Source organism: Herbaspirillum sp. B65, from assembly GCF_000333555.1.
GTDB classification, from domain to species: domain Bacteria; phylum Pseudomonadota; class Gammaproteobacteria; order Burkholderiales; family Burkholderiaceae_D; genus Herbaspirillum; species Herbaspirillum rubrisubalbicans.
This window is the reverse complement of record NZ_BADI01000891.1, coordinates 1-1,425: the sequence shown is the minus strand read 5'-3', so window position 1 is coordinate 1,425 and position 1,425 is coordinate 1. Positions and strand designations below refer to the sequence as shown.

The window sequence follows — 1,425 nt, the reverse complement described above, 5'->3', positions numbered from 1 at the left end:
GCTCACCCTTCTGGCACGCCCCGACCGAAGACCACGGCGGCGACCTGTTGTACATCCAGGGCCACTCCTCGCCCGGCATCTACGCACGCGCCTTCCTGGAAGGCCGCCTGACCGAAGACCAACTGATCCACTTCCGCCGCGAAGCCGATGGCCACGGTCTGTCGTCCTACCCGCACCCCAAGCTGATGCCGGAATTCTGGCAGTTCCCGACCGTCTCGATGGGCCTGGGCCCCTTGATGGCGATCTACCAGGCGCGCTTCCTGAAGTACCTGCACGCCCGCGGCATCGCCAAGACCGACAACCGCAAGGTCTGGGCCTTCTGTGGCGACGGCGAGATGGACGAACCGGAATCGATGGGCGCCATCGGCATGGCCGGCCGTGAAAAGCTGAACAACCTGGTCATCGTGGTCAACTGCAACCTGCAACGCCTGGACGGTCCGGTGCGCGGCAACGGCAAGATCATCCAGGAACTGGAGTCCGATTTCCGCGGTGCCGGCTGGAACGTGGTCAAGGTCATCTGGGGCAGTGGCTGGGACGAGCTGCTGGCCAAGGACAAGGACGGCATCCTGCAGAAGGTGATGATGGAAACCGTCGATGGCGAGTACCAGAACTACAAGGCCAAGGATGGCGCCTACGTGCGCAAGCACTTCTTCGGCAAGCATCCCAAGCTGCTGGAGATGGTCTCCAAGATGTCGGACGACGACATCTGGCGCCTGACCCGTGGCGGCCACGACCCGCACAAGATCTACGCCGCCTTCAAGGTCGCGCAGGAATCCAAGGACCAGCCCACCGTCATCCTGGCCAAGTCCATCAAGGGCTATGGCTTTGGCAAGGCCGGCGAAGCGCGCAACACCGCGCACAACACCAAGAAACTGGACGACGAAGCCATCCGCGCCATGCGCGACCGCTTCCAGCTGCCGATCTCGGACGCTGAACTGCCGAACATCCCGTTCTTCAAGCCTGCTGACGACGCGCCGGAAATGCAATACCTGCACGAGCGCCGCAAGGCCCTCGGTGGCTACCTGCCGCAACGCCGCGTGCACGCCGACGAAAAGCTGCCGGTGCCGGAACTGTCGGCCTTCCAGGCCATGCTGGAACCCACTGCCGAAGGCCGTGAAATCTCCACCACCGCCGCTTACTCGCGCGTGCTGACCGCACTGCTACGCGACCCCAACCTGGGTCCGCGCGTGGTGCCCATCATGGTCGATGAATCCCGTACCTTCGGGATGGAAGGCCTGTTCCGCCAAATCGGTATCTTCAGCCAGGTCGGCCAACTGTACGAACCGGTCGACAAGGACCAGGTGATGTACTACCGCGAAGACAAGGCCGGCCAGATCCTGCAGGAAGGCATCAACGAAGCGGGCGGCATGAGCTACGTGGATCGCTGCGGCGACCTCGTACTCGACCAACAACCGCGTGATGATC

1 pseudogene is annotated in these 1,425 nt (G+C 63.2%); it reads left to right on the top strand.

Annotation, left to right across the window (positions count from 1 at the left end):
• Window positions 1-1,425 (top strand): annotated as a pseudogene (gene aceE / locus I5W_RS21085) (pyruvate dehydrogenase (acetyl-transferring), homodimeric type); the annotation flags it as partial.